This window comes from Ferruginibacter paludis, assembly GCF_030409685.1.
GTDB classification, from domain to species: domain Bacteria; phylum Bacteroidota; class Bacteroidia; order Chitinophagales; family Chitinophagaceae; genus Ferruginibacter; species Ferruginibacter paludis.
In genome coordinates this window covers 114,637-135,439 of the sequence record NZ_JAUFQJ010000005.1, presented here as the reverse complement: position 1 = coordinate 135,439, position 20,803 = coordinate 114,637, and the positions used below count along the sequence as shown (strand labels likewise).

Genomic DNA, 20,803 nt, shown 5'->3' with positions numbered 1-20,803 from the left:
ACTTTTTTTTATCCGTGCACATTGTTGAAATTCGTGTCGTTCGTCTTCCAATCCACCGCTGTAGTTTTATCCGTCAATATCCGTTAAAGCTGCATAATCAGCGTACCCATTAAAATTCATTCACATCCGTAAAAATCAGCATCATCCGTGTTCCCATCCACCGATGTATGTACGGAATCAGACATTCACTGTCCGCTATCGTACACCTTTCTTTGTTCATCACTCTATGATCCTTTACTGGTAAAGGTTTTAGCGTGGCATGGCTGTTGTTACCATTCAGTTGCAGAAAATAACATCGATATAACTAAACCATGATAAAAAATTATTTCAAAATAGCCTGGCGCAATCTATCCCGTAACAAGGGATTTGCTATTGTAAATATTACCGGTCTTGCAGCCGGTATCGCCGTTTGCATGATAATTTTTATCATTATACAATTTCAGACCAGCTATGATAATTTTCATGCAAAAAAAGATCGCATTTACCGGGTGTTGACAGAATCTCATCATGCGGACGCTGCGACAATTACTTATGGAAAAAGCGTACCCTTTCCGATGCCCGCCGCCTTGAAAACGGAGTTCCCTCAATTGGAAGAAGTTGCCCCGGTGTATGCAAGCCACAATGATGAATTACAGGTAGTGGATGCTACCGGCACAGGTGTAAAAAACTTCAAAGAACAAAGTGGTGTGTTTTATACATCGCCGGCTTTTTTTAAGATGTTTAATTTTCCACTGCTTGCCGGTTCATACGAATCATTAAAAGATCCGGACAATGTATTGCTTACAAAAGAAGTTGCCGAAAATTATTTTGGCGACTGGAAAACAGCCGTCGGTAAAATAATTAAAATAAAAGGTTATTATAGCATGGGCGCTGGATTGTTTCAGTTCCCGGCGACGCCGCTTAAAGTCTCGGGAATTCTCGCCACAATACCTGCTAATACTGACTTTCAGCTAAAATTGGTGGTTGCTTACGGAACAGATTTTACCGGCGATAAACAGTACGGATTTAATCAGCCGCTTTGGAATCAGTCAGCGCCTGATTTTGGTTGCTATATGCTATTGCCGCAAAATATGTCTGCTGAAAATTTCAATCAGCAATTGAGTGCGTTTACAAGAAAGGTGCAGCCAGCCGACAATAAGGACAGCTATATCCTCCAGCCAATCAATGCGGTGCATTACGACGCAGCAGCAGGTAATTACAGCGGTAAAATCATCAGCCATCAACTGATTAATGTATTGTGGCTGATTGCAGCTTTTATCCTGTTGATCGCCTGTGTAAACTTCATCAACCTGTCTACTGCACAAGCCGTCAATCGTGCAAAAGAAGTGGGTGTAAGAAAAGTATTGGGCACCAATAAATCGCAACTGCAAATTCAGTTTGTTGTTGAAACATTTATGATAGTGACCGTTGCTGTAATATTGGCGACAGGCATTACACTGCTTGCGTTGCCTTATATCAATCAGTTGCTGGAATTGTCGCTTTCATTCAGCATACTGAGCAATCCAACAGTTATTTTATTTTTGTTGGTTGTGGCCATTGTGGTAACCGCATTGGCCGGTTTTTATCCTTCTATTGTGTTATCCCGTTTTAATCCTGTAACAGCATTAAAGAGTAAACAAGCCGCCAATACCGCCGGGGGTATTTCATTGAGAAGGGGATTGGTGGTGTTTCAATTCATCATTGCACAGGCACTCATTATTGGCACGCTCACCATTGTACAGCAAATGAATTATTTTATGAAACAGCCGCTGGGCTTCGATAAGGACGCCATCGTAAATGTTGCTTTTCGTGCAGACAGTACCGGTGGTAAGATGACAGACTATTTAAAACAGCAGTTATTATCAAACGGTATACAGGCGGTCAGCTTCAGTTCCAACACGCCGGTCGAAGACAATAACAACATGTTCAGCAATTTCAAATTTGATCATGCGGCGAAAGATGCAGACTTCCAGGCGATCACCAAATTCGCCGATGAAGATTATGTGCCGACCTATAAATTGCAACTTGTAGCCGGAAGAAATTTGCAGCCTTCGGGATGGACGAGAGAATTTTTAGTGAATGAATCATTCGTTAAAAGTTTGGGATTTAAAAATCCGGCAGATGTACTGAACAAGGAAGTCAGCATAATGGGAGGGCTGATAAAATGCCCTGTTGTAGGTGTATTGAAAGATTTTAACAACAGGTCGTTGCGACAGGATTTGTCTCCATTGCTTATTGCCACCAACTCAACTATGTACCGGCAGGCTTCCATAAAATTGTCTACCACAAACATTGCTTCTTGCATGCAAGCCATCAAAAAAATATGGGAGACAACATTGCCGAACCAGGTATATGACTACAGGTTTCTGGATGATAAAATTGAAAGCTTTTACAAGCAGGAAAGCCAGTTAGCACAGTTGTATAAAATCTTTGCGGCCATCGCTATATTCCTTAGCTGTCTTGGTTTATACGGACTAGCCTCCTTCATGGCGGTGCAACGCACCAAAGAAGTAGGCATCCGCAAAGTGCTTGGTGCATCGGAAGGAAGCATCGTGTATTTGTTTTCGAGAGAGTTTATCATGCTCGTAATAATTGCATTTGTAGTAGCATCGGTGGTTGCCTGGTATTTTATGCACAACTGGTTACAGAATTATCCGTACCGTATCAGCCTTAGCTGGTGGATGTTCATACTGGCGGGTGCCGGCACCATGCTGATCACCCTGATGACGGTAAGTTTCCAGGCGATCAAAGCAGCCATTGTTAACCCGGTAAAAAGTTTAAAAGCAGATTAATTAATAGATAATTGATACTGCAAACACTGCAAACTAATTGAAGTCGTCAAATTATGCCCGTCAGGGAATGGGTACAAAACTTACAACTATGTTTAAAAATTATTTATCACTCGCAGTAAAAAATTTCAGGAAACAAAAATTGTTTTCGCTGATTAATATTCTTGGGTTAACCATTGGCATTACCTGTTGCCTCATGATTTTTCTTTTTATCATGAATGAATTCAGTTATGATAATTTTCATAAAAATGGAAAAGATATTTACCGGGTAATGCGGGTGAGTAACATGAATGGCGTTACCCGGCAGATACCTTATCTGTCACCACCGTATGCGACTGCGCTGAAGAATGATTATCCCGATGCCATTAAAAATTCTTTGCGTGTATCGCCGGATAATGACCTGGTGACTTATAAAGAGGTTTCGTTTAACGAGAAAAAGATTTATCTCACTGATAGCAATTTCTTCCAGTTTTTTAACTTTCATTTATTAAAAGGAGATCCTGCGACCGTGCTGAATAATCCACAGAGTATTGTGATGACGGCATCTGCGGCTAAAAAATATTTTGGAGATGAAGAACCTATTGGCAAAGTAGTTGAGCTGAACAAAAAATTGAAATTAACTGTGACCGGTGTTGCTGCCGATGTGCCGGTAAATTCCCATCTTGATTTTGATATGGTAGTGCCAATCTCCAACTGGCGCAATGAGGCTTGGTTTAATCAATGGCCCTCCAACAGTTTGTTTGTGTATGTGCAGTTGAATCCGGCAGTAAATCCAGTTAAGCTGGTAAGTCTTTTTCCTGATTTTATGGAAAAATACATGGGTAAGTTTTACAGGGAAAATGGTTTTAAAACCAGCCTTACCATTAACCCGCTCAATGGTATTTATTTTGAAGGTGAATCGCCATTTGATCATGTAAAGCATGGCAGTAAAAAAATGGTCTATATCTTCATGAGCATCGCAATATTAATACTGCTGATTGCCTGCATCAATTTTATGAACCTCTCTACAGCAAGGGCTTCCGACCGTTCGAAGGAAGTGGGCTTACGCAAAGTATTGGGTGCGGTAAAAGGGCAGCTGGCAACACAATTTTTATTTGAATCGCTGTTATTTGCAGTACTGGCCGCCTTGCTGGCGGTTGGTTTGTTACAGGTGCTGATGCCGGCGTATACTAATTTTCTTGGCTACCAATTGCCGCCTTATTATAAAGATGCCCGTTTCTATCTTTTTATCGCGGGTGTCATCATTGTGGTGGGTGTATTGGCCGGCAGTTACCCGGCTTTGCTGCTGCCCTCTTTTTCTCCCATTGAATCCCTCAAAGGAAAATTGAAGGTCGGTAAGCAAGGGGCTTTTTTCAGGAAGGCGTTGGTTGTTTTTCAATTCGCTATTTCGGTATTGCTTATCATCAGCGTAACGATCGTGGTGAATCAAATGCATTATGTAAAAAGTACTGACCTTGGTTTTAATAAAGAACAGACGATGATTGTGCGCATAGACAATGGTAAAATTTATGACAACAAACAGCTTTTTAAAAACCAGCTGCAGGGAGATCCATCGGTAAGCAACGTGTCTTTAATGTCGGGAGAGCCGGGCGGCTTTCATGATAGTTATGGTTTTGAAGCAGAAGGAAAGCCTGGTGAAAAGTTAAGTCTCAATACCGAGTTCGCGGATTTTGAATATGTAAAAACGTTGGGGCTTAAAATTGTAGCGGGCAGGGATTTTTCCTCCTCCTTTCCAACAGATTCTACAGATGCTGTTATTATCAATGAATCTGCCGCGGTAAAACTGGGCTATTCGCCGGAACAGGCCATCGGCAAATGGGTAAAGAATATTTCGCAGGACAGCCTGCGCCGTACCATCGTTGGTGTTGTAAAAGATTATCATTTTACCTCTCTCAAAGAGCCCATCAACCCGTTGGTAATATCAACCAAAGCAGGTGACCGGCGCCTTGCGTTGGTGCAGTTAAAAACAGCTGAACTTTCACCGGCCATCAATCGCATCAAAAAAATGTACTCTGCCGCTGCACCCGATTATCCTTTTGAATATACTTTTCTGGATGAAAAATTCAACCAGCTCTATAAGTCAGAAGTAAGGCAGGAAACACTCTTAAGCATCTTCTCCATCATTGCAGTTTGTATCGCCTGCCTGGGTTTATTCGGACTGGCATCTTTCACGGCAGTAAAAAGAACAAAAGAAATCGGCATCAGGAAAGTGGTGGGGTCATCGGTTCAAAAAATAGTATTGCTGCTATCGAAAGACTTGCTGAAACCGGTGCTCATCGGAACACTGATAGCAGTACCCGCCGGCTATTACATCATGCACAAATGGTTGCAGGGCTTCGCTTATAAAATAGATATCAGCTGGTGGCAATTCGCCATTGCTTCCCTGATCGCGGTAGCCATAGCCTTTGTAACGGTAAGTTACCAGGCAATAAAAGCAGCGGTAGCCAACCCGGTTAAAAGTTTGAAAGCAGAATAGTTTTTAGTGGATAATTATTTAATGGATAATTGATAATGATAGATACGCAGATGACACGGATAAAAGCAGATTGACCGGATTTGTTTTTATCCGTTTTCTTATCCGTACACATCTGGTAGAATCTGCGTAATCAGCGTATCTATTAAAATTCGTGTGCATCTGTCTGATCAGTGTCATCCGTGTTCCATCTAAAATCTGCGGCCATCCGCCCAAATCCATGTCATCCGCGTTCCATCCTCCGCACACCCATCCTCCGCTGTACGGAATCAGACATTGACTGTCCGCAATCGTACACCTTTTAGCGTCCGCCATTTCACAATCCTTTACTGGCAAGGGTTTTAGCGTGGCATGGCTGTTGTAAGCAATTGATTGCAGTAAACATCTATACAACCACACCATGATAAAAAATTATTTCAAGATCGCCTGGCGCAACCTCTGGAGAAACAAAGCGTTCTCTGCCATCAATATTCTTGGGCTGGCCATTGGTATTGCTACTTGCCTGATCATCATGCTTTTTGTAAACAACGAACTGAGCTTTGACCGGTACAATACAAAGGCAGACCGCATATTTGCCGTTTCCTTCCAGGGAAATATACAGGGAGAAAAAATGAATGAAGGAACGGTAATGCCGCCGGTAGCACAAACATTAAAAGCAGATTATCCGGAAGTAGAAGCATCTACTCGTTTGCGCAATTTCGGCACACCTAAAATTACCGTTGGCAACAAGTCTTTTAAAGAAGATGCCTTTGCTTTTGTTGATGCCAATTTTTTCCAGGTGTTTACTTTGCCGCTGATAGCCGGTGATGAAGCAACCGCTTTACGGGAACCCAATACAGTTGTGCTTACAAAAGCGATGGCACATAAATATTTTGGCGATGAAGATCCGATAGGAAAAGTCATCACTTTAAATGGCGATAAAAATACGGTGCTTAAAGTAACCGGGATGATCAATGAAGTGCCGGTGAATTCCAATTTTCATTTTGAAATTTTTGCTTCCATGTCGGGTCTTGCTGAAGCTGGAGTAGATGATTGGATGAGGTCTAATTTTCACACTTACCTGTTACTGGCAAAGAATTATGACTATAAAAAGCTGGAAGTGAAATTACCGCAGGTGGTGGATAAGTACATCGGCCCGCAAATGCTGAAGGCCATGGGAACCAGCCTTACAGACTTCAGGAAAAAAGGCAACGACATCAGCTTTCATTTAAAACCAATTACCGCCATTCACCTGGATCCTGATTATCCCAACGAAATGAGCCCGGCGGGTGATGTGCGCAACGTGTATATTTTTGGTGCCATTGCGGTTTTCATGCTGCTGATAGCCTGTATTAATTTTATGAATCTTTCAACCGCGGGAGCATCTAAACGTGCCCGTGAAGTAGGTATTCGTAAAGTACTGGGTTCATTAAAATCGGAATTGGTAAAGCAGTTTTTGTTTGAATCCATTATCATTTCTGCAATCGCCTTATTGCTGGCTATTACCTGTATTTACACAGCCTTACCCGTCTTTAATAAATTAACCGGGCAGAGCCTCAGCCTTCGCTTTGCAGATCATCCGTTCTTATTACCCGGGCTGGTATTATTTGTATTGTTTACAGGCGTGTTGGCCGGAAGTTATCCCGCTTTTTATCTCTCTTCATTTAAGCCAATCGCGGTATTAAAAGGCAAATTTATCAACGGTAAAAAAGGGCTTGGTTTAAGAGGCAGTTTGGTAGTATTCCAGTTTTTTATTTCCATTATATTGGCGGTGGGTACCACAGTGGTTTTTAAACAGCTTTACTTTTTGCAGCATAAAGATATCGGGTATAACAAAGACCAGGTGCTCATCATACCCAACGTATGGACACTTGGAAAAAACCAGGAAACATTCTATCAGCAACTGGTGAATGACAGCCGCGTGGCGAGTGTGAGTGGCTCGGGCTATTTACCAGCGGGGCCAAGCGATAACAATAATTTCTTTGTATCGCCTGAACAGAATCCCGGGCAGATGATAAAGACGCTGCGCTATGATGTGGATGAAAATTATATCGCTACGTTGGGCATTCACCTGCAAGCCGGCAGAAATTTTTCAAAAGATTTTTCTACTGATTCATCTGCTGTTATATTGAATGAAACAGCCGCTAAAGTAATGGGCTGGGAGAAAGGCGCCGTAGGACAGAACATTTTATACAGCAACAATAAAGGCGAAAAAATTAATTATCATGTGATAGGCGTAGTGAAGGACTTTAATTTCAAATCATTGCATGAACGTATTTCTCCGCTGGTGATGTCGTATGCGCCCAACCGCGGTACATTGATTGCAAAACTGAAAACGACAGATGTTGCAGGCTTAACCAATATGCTGGCTAAACGCTGGACAGAACTGGGTTCGGAAGATCCGTTAAGCTATTCTTTTTTAGATGATCGTTTTAACAACACCTATAAAGGCGAACAAAAAATCGGAACCATCCTCGGCATTTTTGCAGGCCTTACCATTTTGGTTGCCTGTCTTGGCCTGTTTGGTTTGGCCATGTTTACAGCACAACAACGCACCAAAGAAATTGGCGTACGAAAAGTGCTTGGGGCCAGTGTGCTGGAAGTAACCAATATGCTTTCCAAAGAATTTTTAAAACTGGTGCTGATCGCCTGCATCATCGCATTTCCGCTGGCCTGGTGGGCCATGCACAAATGGCTGCAGGATTTTGCCTACCAGACAACTATCAGCTGGTGGGTATTTGCAGGGGCAGGCGTTGCAGCTTCGCTGATTGCTTTGTCAACGGTAAGCTTCCAGGCAGTGAAGGCGGCCTTGGTGAACCCGGTGAAGAGTTTGAAAGCGGAGTAAGCAATGGATAATTGATAATGGGTTAATGGATAATTAGAAATGCAGTAACTGCAAAAGCACTGAACTATTAAAATTACCCCCTTTAAAGGATGGGGATTTAAAAATGTAGCAATTACCCAATAGCAATGAAAAAATAATAATGGACGATAACCTGAAAACAGTGAAGAAACATTTGTTATCTGCCTTACTGCTCATAGTTTATAGTCTGCTGCTGATTAAGGTCATGGTGTTTAAAGATCTGCCAATGATCAGGATAGGCCCGCTGATGTTTAAGTTTGGAGGAACGCACGAAGGGCCTGCCAACTTAGTGCCGTTCAAGACTATTTTGCCTTACCTGTTTGGCGGACAGGGATTGATTATCGGTGGCCTTAATATTGTGGGAAACATTGTCTTGCTTGTACCCATAGGGTTTCTTGTTCCGCTGATTTTCAGGAGCATGACGTGGAAGAAAATGCTGGCCATTGCTGTTGCAAGTGGTTTGTTGATTGAAGGAATGCAGGTGGTGTTACATGTTTGGCATATTTGATATCGACGATGTAATACTGAATGGGTTGGGTGTTATGGTTGGCTACTGGACGTTTTTGATGGTGATGAACTGGGTGCGTTCGGGGAAATTTAAAACGATTGTTTTTGCCGCACTCATTGTTATTGCTGTTGCCGCTGCTGCGGTATATGCATTTTATCCAAAGGGGCAGCACCAGAGAGATTTCGGGCCGGGTGCCAAAAGGAATGGTCAACTGGCGGAGCCTTTGTGAACACAGGGAAATAGCAAACTATGTCTGATGTCTGATTTCTGTCGGTTTGCAGCCAGTTAGTTTTTTTAGAATTATTTTTTGAAAAGAAGTGGATTGTTCTGTAACAAATAAGGAAGATAAACGTAAAGCCAAACGAAATCTGTCAACGGTTGATATTTATAGGTACTGGCGAAGACTGAACGGAAACGAAGCCCCGTCAGCGGTTATAAACCCTGACGGCGGCTGAAAGGGAAGGAACGAAATTATAAAAAGTTGAAGTGCCGGGGAAAGCAATAAACCTCAAATTGAAAACGTGTTGCCAAAAGTTGGAACAGTACAAGAGGGCGACGCAACGATGATCCACAAGGCTTTTAGCCCGGACAAAAAAATAAATACACTCTTTAAAACATAAAAACAACACAACATGAAACGAATATTGCTGATTTTATTGGTAAGCTGCAGCTGCAGCATGGCATGGGCACAAAAGGAGTATGAAACGCCATACTCAACCAAATCGCTGGCGGGGCAAAATGTAAGCGAAGTAGAAGCCACCACATCGGGCGGCAATGTTTCGGTGGAAAGCGTGGCTGCAGGCCAGGAAAAAGTTGACGTATTTATCTGGCCCTCCAACAGAAACAAGGGCGCATCTGTTTCAAAAGAAGAGATACAAAAAAGACTGGATGAATACTATGATTTATCGGTTGAGGTTGCTGGCAATAAATTAACAGCCACCGCAAAACCCAAACGTCAGAACATGAACTGGAAAAATGGGTTGTCTATTTCGTTCAGGATTTATACCAATAAGAATATTGCCACGCACCTTACAACAAGTGGCGGAAACATTGACCTGAAAGCCATCGCAGGTCAGCAACGCGTTACTACCAGCGGCGGAAATATTAATATAGACAATGTGAAAGGAAAATTAAAAGGCGTAACAAGTGGTGGAAATATTGACGTGAAAGATTCAGATGATGATATTGATTTAACCACAAGTGGTGGTAATATTGAAGCCAATAATTGTACCGGCAAAGTAGAACTTTCTACCTCCGGTGGCGATTTAAAACTGGTTAACTTAAATGGTGACATCAAGGCAACTACCAGTGGTGGCAATGTAAGGGCCAATGATATAAAAGGTGATCTGACCGCTCATACTTCGGGGGGTAATGTTGATATGGCTGGCCTTGCCTGCAACCTTACAACGGGCACCAGTGGCGGAGATATAAAAGTGGCCATCACAACAGCCGGCAAGTTTATAAAGATTGGTAACAGCAGTGGTAAAGTTGAGTTGCAATTGCCTGCCGGCAAAGGCTATGATATGGATTTAAGTGCCGATAAAATTAAAGCTGATGACCTGGGAAATTTTAAAGGAAAGATTGATGAAAATGAAATCAATGGCCAGGTAAATGGCGGTGGCACGCAGGTAAAAGTGAATGCCAATAGTGGTAAGTTGGTGCTTACTTTTAAATAGCAGATGGATTGGATAATCTACAAGTGATAAGTAAATAATTCCCCGACATTGATAATCTGACAGACTGCCTTTTATAAATATACACATGTACGAAATCAGACACTGGCTGTCCGGTTTCGTACACTTTTTTTTAAGAGATGCCTGAAACCCTTTGCAGTTAAGCATTGTAGCGTGGCATGGCTGTTGTAACCAATCTGCAAACATCCAAGTGGCAACAGCATGATAAAAAACTACTTTACAATTGCCTGGCGCAGTTTGCTGAAAAATAAAGGCACCACAGCCATCAACATACTTGGTTTATCCGTGGGTATGACGGCTGCGGTATTTATACTGCTGTGGGTACAGAACGAAATGAATTTTGATGATTACCACAAAGAAGAAAGCAGTATTTACCGGCTTACCACAAGGCTGCCCTTACAGGGCTGGGTTTGGGAGAGCACCCCGCTTTTGCTGGCAGACGCCATAAAAAAAGAAGTGCCTGAAATTAATAATGCAGCTCGCTTGTACACCAGCAACTGGCCCATATTTACCATTAAAGACAACCAGTTTTACAGTAAAGGCTGTGCCTATGTTGATGAGGCCTGGTTCAAAATCTTTAAGTACGATTTTAAAGAAGGCAATGCCGCTGCGTTTGATTCCAACCCCTTCAGCATCATCTTAACGAATGCGGAAGCCAAAAAATATTTTGGTAATTCGGCTGCTGTAGGGCAAACGATCAGGGTGGATTCAGTGAATTACCAGGTAAGAGGTGTGGTGGCAGATGCACCTACCAATTCCAGTTTTCAATACACTTCTTTTATACCTATTAGTGCCCTGCTTACCAATGCGCAGATAAGGGAAAACGATGAGCAGTGGGGCAATGCCAACTACATCACTTTTGTAAAAACCAGTGCGGGGAGTAAACCGGGCATTATTGAAAAAAAGATAACGGATTTGATGGCCTCAAAAAGCAAGGGAGATGCCACGCCGATATCGATGATCGCTTTAAAAGACATGCACTTTGAAACAGAAATAGACAATTCTGTTTTTATACATGGCAACCTCAATACGGTGTATGTATTTTCCATACTTGGTTTTTTACTGTTGCTGATTGCCTGTATCAATTATGTAAACCTTACCACGGCAAGGGCCAGCCTGCGGGCAAGAGAGGTGAGCGTAAGAAAAATAAATGGAGCTGATAAGTCACACCTCTTCCTGCAATTTATTACGGAGTCTTTATTGATCAGTCTCCTGTCGTTGTTTGCAACACTGGTGCTGATAAAATGCTGCCTGCCGGTATTTAACCAGCTAACAGAAAAATCATTTGAACTGCCGCTGACCTCCCTGAACATATGGAAGGTATTGGGTTGCACATTATTGGCGGCCCTGCTGCTCAACAGTATTTATCCTGCCTTGTTGCTATCCTCTTTTAAGCCATTGAATGTGTTCCGTGGCAACACGGTACTGAAAGTAAAAGACGCCACTTTCCGCAAAGGCCTGGTGGTATTGCAGTTTACCGTTTCTGTGATATTAATTGCGGGCACCATTGTAATCTACTCCCAGCTTCAGTTTATCCAGCATAAAAACCCGGGCTATAACAGGTCGCAAACCCTGTCGTTTATGTTGCCTCAAACCATCGAAAGAGGAAAGCGGGAATCGGTGATGGCGGCGATGAAGCAGGACCTGCTTGCTGAAAGCAGCATCGAAAAAGTGGCCACTTCCAACCAGCCACTGGTAAACCTTGGCAGCGTGTGTACGGAATGCGCCGATTGGAAAGGGCGTGATACCAGCTACAATCCTAAGATCACACAACTTTCCGCCGACATGGATTTTGCAAATACCATGCAACTGAAAATGAAAGAAGGAGAGTGGTTTGGCGAAAGCAACAACAACGGAGCACACGGTTTTATATTGAACGAAACAGCCGTGAAAGATTTTAAACTGCCGGTACCGGCAACAGGAACCTGGTTTGTTTTTAAAGGGGATACCGGCCGTGTAATTGGCGTGGTAAATGATTTTTCTTATAAGAGCCTGCATGAAAAGTCGGGCCCGGTGGTAATATTCAACAATGCTAAATGGAGAAATTTTTTTACGGTGAGAATTGCCGGGGAAAAAGCTGCAATGGGATTGAGCGCCATCAACACTGTCTGGAAAAAATATGTGAGCGACAGTCCGCTGGAATACAATTTTTTAGATGACACGTTCAATAATTTATATAAACAAGACCAGCAGACTTCTTTCCTCATGATTGTGTTTGCTGTTATTGCCATCGTGATTTCAGCGCTGGGATTGTTTAGCCTTGCTGCATTTGAAGCAGCACAACGCACCAAAGAGATTGGTGTAAGAAAAGTGTTGGGTGCTACGGTTGCAGGCATCGCAAAGCTGTTGACAAAAGATTTTGTAAAGCTGGTTGGTATCGCCATCGTGATAGCGTCACCGGTTGCATGGTGGGTTATGCAAAGGTGGATGCAGAACTTCGCTTACCGCATTGATATCAGCTGGTGGATGTTTGCATTGGCTGGTTTGTTTGCATTGCTGATAGCGTTTCTGACAGTGAGTTTCCAGGCCGTCAGGGCGGCATTGTTAGACCCGGTGAGAAGTTTGAAAAGCGAGTAACCCCCATCCCCTAAAGGGAGCAGTGAAATGCATCGTTCAATTTTGGTGTTGGTTGATAGCGTTGAAGAGTAAAAAAATAATAACAAATGAAAACGTCTTGACCTGCCTGTGCGGCTGGCAGGTGGATAATGGATAATTAAAATGCAGCGACTACAAGCGTACCGAAGTATTCAAATTACCCCCCTTTAGGGATGGGGGCAAAACGTCTAAATGACCATATCATGATAAAAAATTACTTTAAAATAGCGTGGCGTAATCTTGGTAAAAACAAGGGTTACACGTTCGTCAATATCGCCGGGTTGGGTATTGCTTTTGCGTGCAGTATCATTATCTTTTTATTCTGTTCTTTCCAGTTATCTTTCGATAATTTTCATGCGGATGGTATCCGTATTTTTCAACTCTATTTTAATTTTAGCTCTAAAGAAGGAATAAAAAAGAGCGGCAACATGTGCTTTCCGCTCACGCCTAATTTAAAAGCGGAATATCCTGATGTTGAAAAAGCCGCACGGGTAATGAATGTTGCAGGTATTGTGAGGTATAAGGATAAAGTGTATGAAGACTTTGTGACAGGCACGGATGAAGACATGCTGGATATTTTTAGTTTCCCGTTGTTGCAGGGAAGCAAAGCTTCCGCCCTTAAAGGCTTTAGCAATATTGTAATCACGGAGCAGATGGCTAAAAAAGTTTTTGACAAGGAAGATCCTATGGATAAAACCATCCAGTTGCAGATAGATCATCACTGGCAGAATTTTATGGTGACAGGTGTACTAAAAGACCCGCCCGAAAATTCTTCGCTTCGTTTTGAAGCATTGGTGCGGATTGAAAATGCTTCCAACTATGCTGGTCAGCAGAATCAATGGACTGCCTACAACCATGCCGCCTACGTAAAATTAAAGTCCGGTGTAAATGCAGCGGTTTTTCAAAATAAAGTACAGGCATTTGTTGAAAAATATTTACCCACTTCGCCGGAAGATGTAAAAAAAGATGGGATAGCACCGGATAAAAATGGCCACTATAAAAGCCTGGGTTTACTGCCGCTGAATGAGATTCATTTTGCAGGTGATATTTTGGGCGATGGTTCTGCAAAGCCATTGGTGTATACCATGATGAGCATCGCACTGGTGATTTTAATGATTGCGGGTTTTAACTTTATCAACCTCAGTATCGCCTTGTCTTTCACCCGTGCAAAAGAAATGGGCGTACGCAAGTCGCTGGGTGCGCAAAAGAAGCAGGTGTTTTACCAGTTGTTTGGCGAATCTTTCCTGGTGTTTTTATCGGGATGGTTAATCGGAGTTATCGTAGCCGCTGTCCTGCTGATAGAAGCAGCAAAGGTTTTTAAAATAAATATGTCATTGGGTTTTATTTTTCAGCCGCAAATTATTGCGTTGCAGCTGGCAGGTTTTGCGGCTATTACATTGCTGGCAGGTGGTTACCCGGCATGGTCGGTCAGCCGCTTCAATGCGCTGGAAGTTTTAAAAGGAAAGCTATCATTAAAGCGGCCCGGCCTTTTGCGCAATACCATCATCATCACCCAGTTTACCATTGCCTGTTTGCTTATTTGCTGTACCATCATTGTATCTCAGCAAACAGCTTACATGCGTAGAATACCGCTGGGTTTTAATAAGGAACAAATTATCAGCATACCCGTTACCAATGAGGATAACGGTAACCTGGTATTGACAAAATTCCGGCAGGCGCTTGCCGGGCAGGCGGGTATTGTGAGCGTAACGGGCAGCGATATTAATATAGGCAAAGGCCTGGATAACCGCACAGCAAGGGCAACAGTTGGCTTTGAATACAAGGATAGAAATGTAAGTACAGACTGGCTGAGGGTAGATTTTGATTACCTTAAAACACTCAACATTCCGCTGCTGCAGGGCCGGGATTTTAATCCGCAATACACTACTGACACATCCAGTTCCGTCATCATTACACAAAGTATGGCGGATGCCATGGGTGAAAAAAACGCCGTTGGAAAATTTCTATGGCCTGATAGCAGCCGTCCCAAATTAGAGGTGATTGGTGTGATACCCGACTTTCATTTGTACTCCCTTAAAAATAAAATGACACCGGTTACCCTGCATATTTTTCAGGACGCGAATGTGAACTATGTTTTTGTAAAAGTGCTGCCACAAAATATGGAAAGCAGCATGAACCTGGTAACGAAATTATATAAAGACATTGCACCCAACAGTGTGTTCAAAGCTTCATTTATGGACATGAATGTAGACAAATGGTTTACGGAAGATCAGATGGTGGGAAAAGTAATCGGGGCATCTTCCTTTGTTGCAATCCTCTTATCCTGCATGGGATTATTTGCAATCGCCTGGCTCATCATTCAGCAGCGAACCAAAGAAATAGGCGTAAGGAAAGTACTTGGTGCAGGAATACCGGCTATCCTCTTATTACTATCAAAAGATTACCTGAAACTTGTATTAATTGCGATTCTTATTGCTTCAGCAGGAGCTTGGTTTTTGATGAGTAACTGGCTAAAAACTTTTCCTTATAAAATAACTATTGAGTGGTGGGTGTTTGTCTTGATGGCAGTTTTGGCAATCGCTATCGCTGTACTTACAGTCGGCTATCAGAGTATGCGGGCTGCATTGATGAACCCGGTTAAAAGTTTGCAATCAGAATAATAAAGTATCGCCTCTGGTGTTAGTTCATCCGGAACTTGCCGCAGTGTTTATAAAGCAAGTGTACGGCGATAACGAGCCTCAACTTATCAAGCCGGCATTTAAGCAATAATTCTATGTACGAAATCAGACACCGGCTGTCCGTTTTCGTACACTTTATTTTAAGGGCTGTCTGTAACCCTTTGCAGTAAAGGGTTGTAGCGTGGCATGGCTGTTGTAACACTTGTTAAAACGTTTAAACCTGCCTGTCCGGCAGGCAGGCGCCAAAACACCCACCGCATGATGTATAATTATTTTAAAATAGCCTGGAGAAGTTTTTTAAATAACAAAGTCTACAATTCCCTCAATATTCTGGGCTTATCTGTAGGTATGGTATGTGCGGGCCTTATTTTTTTATGGGTAGAAGATGAAGTGAATTATGACAAGTTTAATCAGAAAAAAGACCGTATCTATTTCACCAAAGTCAATCAAAAATACGATACGTATACTGCTACATTTGGGTCAACGCCAGGCGTAATGGCGCCGGCCATGCAGGCGGACATCACCGGCATTGAAAATACCTGCCGGGTAACCGAAGATCAGACTTCGTTATTGTTTAAGATTGGTGATAAAGCGGTGTATGCCTCCGGTAAATATGCGGATCCATCTTTGTTCAGCATGTTTACATTGCCATTTGTGCAAGGCAATGCTGCTGTAGCTTTCAGCCAGCTGTATTCAATTGTTTTAACGGAGAAAACGGCGACAAAATTTTTTGGTGATGACAAAAATGTACTTGGCAAAACCGTTAAAATTGACAACAAACAGGATTATGTCGTGACAGGTATTTTAAAAGACCTGCCTCCAAATTCCACCTTGCAGTTTGAGTGGGTGGCGCCATTTGAAGTGTATTATAAGCAATCACCCTGGGCGCAAAAATGGGGTAACTCCTGCGTAAGCAGTTATGTTGAACTAAAACAAGGCGCTGATCTGGCTTCAGTAAATAAACAGTTGTACAATTACCTGCAACAAAAGCAGGGAACCACTACGGCGACGTCACACGCTTTTTTATTCAGCATGAACGACTGGCACCTGTACGACGATTTTGATAACGGTGAAAAAAGCGGTAACGGCCGTATCGTTTATGTACGGCTTTTCTCAACCATCGCCTGGATCATCCTCTTCATTGCCTGTATCAATTTTATGAACCTGGCAACCGCCCGCAGTGAAAAAAGAGCAAGGGAAGTAGGCGTAAGAAAAGTAATGGGTGCAGGTAAAAAAAGACTTGTTATCCAGTTTATCAGCGAAGCATTTTTGATGGCCTTTCTTGCAGCGATAGCTGCCATTGTTATTATGATACTTTTGTTGCCGGCTTTCAATTCACTGGTACAAAAACAGCTAACACCGGGATTAAACAACCCAATGCATATTATTTCAATTGTCGCGCTGATACTCGTCTGCGGCTTTGTTGCGGGCAGTTATCCTTCGTTTTATTTATCCTCCTTTAACCCCATATTTGTCTTAAAAGGGTTGAAATTAAAAACTGGCAGTGCAGCCTATATCCGAAAAGGTTTGGTGATTGCGCAGTTTACTGTTTCCATCGTACTGATCATTGGTACGGTTGTTATTTATCAGCAGATACAGCATGTAAAAAGCCGTAACCTCGGTTTTAATAAAAACAACCTGGTGCAGATGAACCTGCAGGGTGATATGCTTAAAAATTTCAGCGTTATCAAACAGGATATGATGAGTGCAGGCATTGCAGAAAATGTAGCGGTCACTGATCATGAAACCATTTACGACGGCAATAATACCACGGCTGTTGAGTGGCCGGGCAAAGCGCCTAACAGCAACATATTAATATCCCAACGTGTGGTGAGTCCTGAATTTATTTCCACTGCTGGTTTGCATATTGCATCCGGCAGGGATTTCCAGGAAACGGATATCGTAGAGATGGGTGATAACTTTACACCTAAAGATGCTAACCAGGTTTTCAATGTGATCATCACCCAATCCATGGAAAAAATATTGGGCAATGGCAGTGCCATCGGCAAAACAATGCAATTGCCAGGGCAGAAAGAAAATGAATATTTTCATTTAAATGTCACCGGTGTTGTAAATGATTATGTGTACGGCAATATGTACGGCAAGTCGTCGCCCGTGATATTTTATTGTATCCCAAAATTCACCACACTGATGTATGTGCGTACAAAACCATCCGGCAATCCTGAGCAGTTGTTAGCTAAAATGGAAACGGTGATGAAAAAAGACAATCCTGCTTATCCCTTTGAATACAAATTTGTAGATGACCAGTTTAATGGAATGTTTATGAGTGAAATGCTCATCAGTAAACTGTCGCAGGTGTTTGCATCACTGGCCATCCTTATTTCCTGTCTTGGTTTATTTGGCCTGGCAGCATATACAGCCGAACGGAGGACTAAAGAAATCGGCGTGCGTAAAGTGCTTGGTGCATCCGCAAGCGGCCTGGCAGGTTTGCTGTCAAAAGATTTTTTAAAGCTGGTTGGATTTTCCTGCCTCGTTGCTTTCCCGGTGGCCTGGTTTGTAATGGATAACTGGCTGAAGCAATATGCCTACCGCATCAGCATTCACTGGCAGATATTTTTTATTGCAGGTGTAGCAGCCATGCTGATAGCCGCTGCTACCGTAAGTTTCCAGACGGTGAAGGCGGCACTGATGAACCCGGTAAAAAGTTTAAAAGCGGAGTAGGGTAATGGATAATTATTTAATTGATAATTGATAATTAATAATTGATAATTGATAATGCAGAATCTACGTCTAAATTGAATTATTCAAATTACCCCCTTCAGCTTAATCAGCGATTCTATACTTTAAACAGGAAGTCCAACAAAAAAGTAAAAACGTCTTAACGCCTTAACGGCAAAAAATAAACGGCTGATCATGATACAAAATTTTTTCAAAACTGCCTGGAGAAGCTTGTTGAAAAACATGGGCTATTCTTTCATTAACATCAGCGGACTTGCGGTGGGTATGAGCGTTGCTATCCTGATTGGCTTGTGGGTTTGGGATGAAGTGACCTTCAACAAAAATTTTGACAATTATAGCCGCCTTGCGAAAGTGATGCAGCACCAAACCTTCAACGGTGATGTTGGCACGCAAACTTCCCTGCCGTATTTAACCGGTGAAGAACTTAAAAAAAATTACGGCGATAATTTTAAGTATGTCTCCATGGCCACGTGGACGAATAATCATATCCTTGCTTTTGGTGAACAGAAAATAACCAAAAGCGGCAATTTTTTAGAACCGCAGATTACGGAGATGTTGTCGTTGAAAATGCTCAGCGGTACCCGTGCTGCTTTGAAGGATATTCATTCAGTTATTCTGTCTGCATCAACCGCTAAAGCGTTGTTTGGAACGGTTGATCCTGTTGATAAAATAATCAAACTTGACAGCAAGTTTGATGTAAAAGTGACTGGTGTGTATGAAGACCTTCCTTATAACTCTGACTTCAGCAACCTCACTTTTATAGCACCCTGGCAGTTGTATATTGATGATAATTATTGGTCGGAGAAAGCGACCAATCCATGGCGCAATAATTCTTTCCAGGCTTTTGTGCAACTGGCCGATCATGTAGACCTGGATAAGGTTTCAACGCAAATAAAAGACCTGAAATTAAGAAGGGTTTCCAAAGCTGATGCCGAATTTAAACCGGAGGTATTTCTGCATCCTATGAGTAAATGGCATTTGTATGCTGAATTTAAAAATGGCATTCAGTCCGGCGGAAGAATACAATTTGTCTGGTTGTTCGCTATCATCGGTTTTTTTGTTTTGCTGCTTGCCTGTATCAATTTTATGAACCTCAGCACGGCACGTTCTCAAAAGAGAGCAAAGGAAGTGGGTATCCGAAAAGCAATAGGATCCCAGCGCGGGCAGCTGATAGGCCAATTTTTTGCTGAGTCACTATTGGTGACTTCGCTGGCTTTTTTGTTTGCCTTGCTGATCGTGCAACTCGTGCTGCCATTTTTTAATGAGATAGCTGATAAGAAAGTGGCCATTCTCTGGAGCAATCCATTGTTCTGGTCGCTTGGTGCTGCCTTTGTATTGATCACCGGTTTTATGGCCGGCAGTTATCCTGCTTTATACTTATCCTCTTTTAAGCCGGTAAAGATTTTAAAGGGTACTTTCCAGGTGGGCCGTTTTGCTGCTGTTCCCCGCAAAGTACTGGTGGTACTGCAATTCACGGTTTCGGTGGTGCTCATCATTGGTACCATCGTTGTTTTTAACCAGATACAATATGCAAGAAACCGCCCCGTAGGTTACAGCCGGGACGGTTTGTTAAGCATTTACCTGCGCACTGAAAATATACACAAGCATTTTGATGCCGTAAGCGACGAATTGAAAAGCTCCGGAGCTGTTTCCGAAATTGCAGAAGCTTCCGGTGCAACTACTTATGTTGATGAGCAGGACAATGGATTTGACTGGAAAGGAAAGCCGCCTTCCGTTCAGGGGGATTTTGGCGTAGTGTATGTGTCGCCCGATTTTGGTAAAACCATCGGCTGGCATATTAAAGAAGGACGAGATTTTTCCAAAGAATTTAAAACAGATTCTTCCGGAATTATACTCAATGAAACGGCCGTGAAATTTATGGGCCTGCAGCATCCGGTAGATGAAGTCATCAACTGGGATGGTAAGGCATATCATGTAGTAGGTGTTGTAAAAGATATGGTAATGCAATCGCCCTATGAACCGGTGTTCCGGACGGTTTTTGTAACCAACACCGATCCGCAGTCTGTTATCAATATCCGAATCAATCCCGCTGCCAGCACAGCTGCTGCGCTTGCAAAAATTGAGAAGGTCTTTAAAGCCTACAATCCCGATCAGCCTTTTGGATACCAGTTTACCAATGATGAATATGCCCGGAAATTTGGTGATGAAAAACGCATTGGTACACTGGCCAGTTGTTTTGCTATTCTTGCTACATTCATTTCATGTCTCGGTATTTTCGGACTGGCTTCCTTTACCGCAGAACAACGCACCAAAGAAATTGGTGTACGCAAAGTAAATGGCGCTTCTGTATTTAATCTGTGGCAGTTGCTTTCAAAAGATTTTGTGGTGCTGGTATTTATTTCTTTTTTAATTGCTACACCCATTGCCTGGTACAGTATGCACAACTGGCTAAAAACATACGAGTATAAAACCGGTATTTCGGGGTGGATTTTTGTGGTGGTTTGTTTGGGCGCATTGCTGATTACTTTACTAACGGTGAGTTATCAAAGCATTAAAGCTGCACTGATGAACCCGGTGAAGAGTTTGAAGAGTGAGTGATGGGAACGCTGATGACACGGAATTG

General features: G+C 42.6%; 10 protein-coding genes. All 10 read left to right on the top strand.

Going from position 1 to position 20,803, the window contains the following annotated elements; translation table 11 throughout:
- The first annotated feature begins 311 nt into the window (after positions 1 to 311).
- The 10 genes from QWZ08_RS09875 (at position 312) to QWZ08_RS09830 (ending at position 20,778) form a co-directional block, all read left to right on the top strand.
- Complete coding sequence (locus QWZ08_RS09875; protein WP_290337237.1) at positions 312 to 2,771, top strand: ABC transporter permease; 2,460 nt, start codon at positions 312 to 314, stop codon at positions 2,769 to 2,771.
- A gap of 67 nt (positions 2,772 to 2,838) precedes the next feature.
- Positions 2,839 to 5,244 carry an ABC transporter permease gene (locus tag QWZ08_RS09870; RefSeq protein WP_290337236.1) on the top strand — a complete coding sequence of 802 codons (2,406 nt, stop codon included), beginning with the start codon at positions 2,839 to 2,841 and terminating at the stop codon, positions 5,242 to 5,244.
- Between the two features lie 397 nt (positions 5,245 to 5,641).
- Positions 5,642 to 8,065, top strand: coding sequence for an ABC transporter permease (locus tag QWZ08_RS09865; RefSeq protein ID WP_290337235.1), 2,424 nt, complete (start codon positions 5,642 to 5,644; stop codon positions 8,063 to 8,065).
- A gap of 139 nt (positions 8,066 to 8,204) precedes the next feature.
- Positions 8,205 to 8,591: a VanZ family protein gene (locus QWZ08_RS09860; RefSeq protein WP_290337234.1), complete on the top strand. Its 387-nt coding sequence runs from the start codon at positions 8,205 to 8,207 to the stop codon at positions 8,589 to 8,591.
- Positions 8,575 to 8,820 (top strand): VanZ family protein, encoded by a 246-nt coding sequence (locus QWZ08_RS09855; RefSeq protein WP_290337233.1) that lies wholly within the window; start codon positions 8,575 to 8,577, stop codon positions 8,818 to 8,820. The genes QWZ08_RS09860 and QWZ08_RS09855 overlap by 17 nt, the downstream gene beginning before the upstream one ends.
- Before the next feature lie 403 nt (positions 8,821 to 9,223).
- Positions 9,224 to 10,267 carry a DUF4097 family beta strand repeat-containing protein gene (locus QWZ08_RS09850; protein ID WP_290337232.1) on the top strand — a complete coding sequence of 348 codons (1,044 nt, stop codon included), beginning with the start codon at positions 9,224 to 9,226 and terminating at the stop codon, positions 10,265 to 10,267.
- 219 nt (positions 10,268 to 10,486) lie between these two features.
- Positions 10,487 to 12,862 carry an ABC transporter permease gene (locus tag QWZ08_RS09845; RefSeq protein ID WP_290337231.1) on the top strand — a complete coding sequence of 792 codons (2,376 nt, stop codon included), beginning with the start codon at positions 10,487 to 10,489 and terminating at the stop codon, positions 12,860 to 12,862.
- A gap of 221 nt (positions 12,863 to 13,083) precedes the next feature.
- Positions 13,084 to 15,501 carry an ABC transporter permease gene (locus QWZ08_RS09840; RefSeq protein ID WP_290337230.1) on the top strand — a complete coding sequence of 806 codons (2,418 nt, stop codon included), beginning with the start codon at positions 13,084 to 13,086 and terminating at the stop codon, positions 15,499 to 15,501.
- Positions 15,502 to 15,777: 276 nt separating this feature from the next.
- Complete coding sequence (locus tag QWZ08_RS09835) at positions 15,778 to 18,201, top strand: ABC transporter permease (protein ID WP_290337229.1); 2,424 nt, start codon at positions 15,778 to 15,780, stop codon at positions 18,199 to 18,201.
- Between the two features lie 192 nt (positions 18,202 to 18,393).
- Entirely contained in the window at positions 18,394 to 20,778 is a 2,385-nt protein-coding gene (locus tag QWZ08_RS09830; RefSeq protein ID WP_290337228.1) for an ABC transporter permease, read from the top strand.
- Positions 20,779 to 20,803 lie beyond the last annotated feature (25 nt).

Bases quoted from the DNA above. Each gene is read 5' to 3' on its own strand.
- QWZ08_RS09830 (WP_290337228.1), top strand. From the start codon at position 18,394: ATGATACAAAATTTTTTCAAAACTGCCTGGAGAAGCTTGTTGAAAAAC.
- QWZ08_RS09870 (WP_290337236.1), top strand. From the start codon at position 2,839: ATGGGTACAAAACTTACAACTATGTTTAAAAATTATTTATCACTCGCA.
- QWZ08_RS09840 (WP_290337230.1), top strand. From the start codon at position 13,084: ATGATAAAAAATTACTTTAAAATAGCGTGGCGTAATCTTGGTAAAAAC.
- QWZ08_RS09865 (WP_290337235.1), top strand. From the start codon at position 5,642: ATGATAAAAAATTATTTCAAGATCGCCTGGCGCAACCTCTGGAGAAAC.
- QWZ08_RS09855 (WP_290337233.1), top strand. From the start codon at position 8,575: ATGTTTGGCATATTTGATATCGACGATGTAATACTGAATGGGTTGGGT.
- QWZ08_RS09875 (WP_290337237.1), top strand. From the start codon at position 312: ATGATAAAAAATTATTTCAAAATAGCCTGGCGCAATCTATCCCGTAAC.
- QWZ08_RS09850 (WP_290337232.1), top strand. From the start codon at position 9,224: ATGAAACGAATATTGCTGATTTTATTGGTAAGCTGCAGCTGCAGCATG.
- QWZ08_RS09845 (WP_290337231.1), top strand. From the start codon at position 10,487: ATGATAAAAAACTACTTTACAATTGCCTGGCGCAGTTTGCTGAAAAAT.
- QWZ08_RS09835 (WP_290337229.1), top strand. From the start codon at position 15,778: ATGATGTATAATTATTTTAAAATAGCCTGGAGAAGTTTTTTAAATAAC.
- QWZ08_RS09860 (WP_290337234.1), top strand. From the start codon at position 8,205: ATGGACGATAACCTGAAAACAGTGAAGAAACATTTGTTATCTGCCTTA.